Here is a 2,921-nt window from a genome sequence, read left to right as displayed (position 1 = left end):
AACAGGCCGGAGACATGACTGCACCCGACCCGCAAAGCTAAACATCAGACAAAATCACCTTGCCAAACGGGCGCCATCCAGACATGACAACGCCGTTGATACGCCTTCCGGCGCAGGTGGAGCAAACGACGCTGTAGTAACTGTCACCGTAGTCCGGCGCGGCTAAGGTGCTCCAGATAGTCGCAGCGCTGGTCCCGATGCCGCCAGGGGTAGGTAGCCCCGGCCTTTTCCAGTGTGTAGCCGGGCGACAATTGCATCAAATGGGAAATGGCGGCCGCTGCTTCGTCGAGAGCGCCCAGACAGGCAAGCGAAGCGGCCAGATCTCGCATCGCGAGCGGTACCGTTCCATCGTCCGAGGCGATGACCGCGCGATTGATTTCGACGGATCGTTCATAGTCTCCCAGGAGATAATGGGCGCGCGCCTGAATGGTCCAGATGCGGTTTGCCAGCGGGCCTCTGGGGTTGAGGCGCAGCGCACGCCCGGCGCTGTCGATCGCTGCACTCGGATCGCCGGCGAAACTGAGGGCGCAGGCAAGATAGAAGGCGGCGAAAGCGGAACTTGGATTGCACTCGACGGCAGTTTCGATTGCCTCTAGTGCCGCTTCGAACTCGCCTCGGCAAAGATGCGACCAGCCGAGGCCGATATGGCCGTTCGGCTCGTGCGGCGACAAATGCATCGCGGTGTGCCCGGCTTCGGCCATCGTTTCGACCGGGTCATGTCCCGCAGACAACCACCCGGCGCCGTGGCCGAAAACACAGGCCATGGCAAGGCCGCCGTGGGCAGGGCCATAGATCTTGTCCCGGGCGATTGCGGCGCGAAAGCTCTCCAGCGCCAGCCGGTTGTCGCTCCGACCGCTGCGATGCAGGAAGAAGATGCCGCGCAAATACATCTGCCAGGCGTCGAGTTCGGTGGTTTGCGCGCCGAGCAGCGGACCGGCTTCACAGGCGATCATCTCCCGCTCAAGGGCCTCGGCGATTGTCGCTGCCACCCAGTCCTGCATGTCGAAGACCTCCGAGAACCGTGTATCGTAGCGTTCCGACCAAAGCCGCTCTTCGGACAAGGCCGAGACGAGGTGAACATAGATCCGCAGCCGGTCGTCCGAACGCTGAATGCTGCCTTCGAGAAGGTATCGCGCTCCAAGGCGACGCCCGATCTCGGCGGCGCCGGTCGATCGCGTTTTCAGCGACCGCGCGGATTGCGAGGAGATGACGGGAAAGCTTCCGGTCTGCCCGAGGCGGAGCGAAAGCTCCTCTGTGAGGCCATGGGCGAGATGAATATCCGGGAGGGCATCGGAAGACGTATCGAAGGGCAGCAGAACAATAGCAGGCCGGTCCAGGAAGCCTGGCACCGGTCGGGTGACATCGACTGACAGTGCTCTTTCAGGAACCGGCAAGACCGCGTTCGCGGCGGGCAGCATGCTTGCTCGCCCGACGAAACGATAGCCGCGCCCGGAAAATGTCTTGATGAGCGCCTGGTCGCGTCCGTTATCTCCGATTGCGGTACGGGCGCTGTGAATGCGCGAACTGATCGCGGCATCGCTGATGATTCGGCCCGACCAGACCGTTTCGATCAGTTCATCCCGTGAAACGATGCGATTTCGGTTCTCAATCAGCACGGCCAGGGTGGAAAAGACCTGCGCTTCCACGGCAACGTCCACGCCGTCGCGCGTCAGGGCGCAACCTTCGGTATCAAGCTCGTAGTCTGAGAAGCGATAAATCATTTGCCGTCCAGAACACGGTTTCGGACGGACCGGCGACAGTGTCCTCCGATAGTTGAGAGAATTGCTCCCCGCCAATGCGGGGCTAATAAGAAGTTAGCAGATAACTGAACATATCTGGAGATTTTCTGAAAGACCGGAGCGGCATCGGAGCGGCACAGTCCGAATGAATCAGAACATAGAGGGTCGTGTCGGATGGACAATCTCAAAGCTAACCGGACTGCAGACTTGAACGGCCATTTGTGGGGGCAGAGGGCCCGCGATTGGGCAAGATTGCAGGAGCCAGTTCACCTTCCGATCTACGAGGAGAGCGTTCGCCGCGCCGGCCTCTGTGCCGGGACCGACCTCTTCGACGCCGGCTGCGGAGCGGGGCTCGCCATGCAAGTCGCCGCGAAGAACGGCGCGACGGTGTGTGGGCTCGACGCTTCCGAGGCGTTGCTTGCCATCGCGCGCGAACGGGTTCCGGGTGGTGACTTTCAGCATGGCGACCTTGAGAACCTACCCTTCGCAGATGATAGCTTCGACGTCGTGACGGCGTTCAATTCGCTCCAATATGCGGGTAGCCCGGGTGCAGCGTTGGCTGAAGTCGCCCGGGTGCTCCGACCCAGCGGCCTTGCCATCATAGCGACCTGGGGCGAGCCCGAGGGCATGGAGGCGGCCCGGGTCGTGTCGGCGCTCAAACCGCTTCTTCCGCCGTCGCCTCCGGGAACGCCAGGCCCCTTCGCACTGTCGGGGCGAGACGCCCTGTTCGCTTTCGCCCGCGAGGCCGGGCTGGAGCCGGAGGAGACCTTCGACGTCGACGCGCCCTTCATCTACCCGGACAGACGGACCGCCCTGCGCGCCCTGAGCTCGACCGGGGTGGCGGCGCGCGCCATCGAGGTGGTCGGCGAGGAGGCGGTTGAACGCGCGCAAGACGTGGCGATCTCTCCCTTCGTTGACGAGAACGGCCGCGTGCACATCTCTGCGCAGTTTCGCTGCCTGATCGCGCGCCCAAAACAGGCCTGACCCGACGTCGGGGTCATCTTCGTGTTTTCATCGAGTGGCGTCCTGGCCGGCAATCTGCCGCCTGGCGCTGATCCGTCAAAGCTCAAGTCTTTGCAAGGTGTTGTCACGGCATTGCCAACTTGTTGCTCCCACCTGGATTTGGTAGGTCGTTGAGATGTCTGAGCGTCTCGATTTGCCGCGCCTTAAGGGCTTCCGTTT

General features: G+C 62.4%; 2 protein-coding genes. One reads left to right on the top strand and one right to left on the bottom strand.

Annotation, left to right across the window (positions count from 1 at the left end):
- Positions 1 to 143 precede the first annotated feature (143 nt).
- Complete coding sequence (locus tag FJU08_RS22505) at positions 144 to 1,796, bottom strand: winged helix-turn-helix domain-containing protein (RefSeq protein ID WP_141151280.1); 1,653 nt, start codon at positions 1,794 to 1,796, stop codon at positions 144 to 146.
- 117 nt (positions 1,797 to 1,913) lie between these two features.
- Between FJU08_RS22505 and FJU08_RS22500 the strand changes: the two genes are divergently transcribed.
- Positions 1,914 to 2,723: a class I SAM-dependent methyltransferase gene (locus FJU08_RS22500; RefSeq protein WP_141151279.1), complete on the top strand. Its 810-nt coding sequence runs from the start codon at positions 1,914 to 1,916 to the stop codon at positions 2,721 to 2,723.
- The last annotated feature ends 198 nt before the right edge of the window (positions 2,724 to 2,921 follow it).

This window comes from Martelella alba (assembly GCF_006516955.1).
GTDB lineage: Bacteria > Pseudomonadota > Alphaproteobacteria > Rhizobiales > Rhizobiaceae > Martelella > Martelella alba.
Note: the sequence above shows the minus strand (reverse complement) of the source record. Positions and strands in the feature narration are given on the sequence as shown.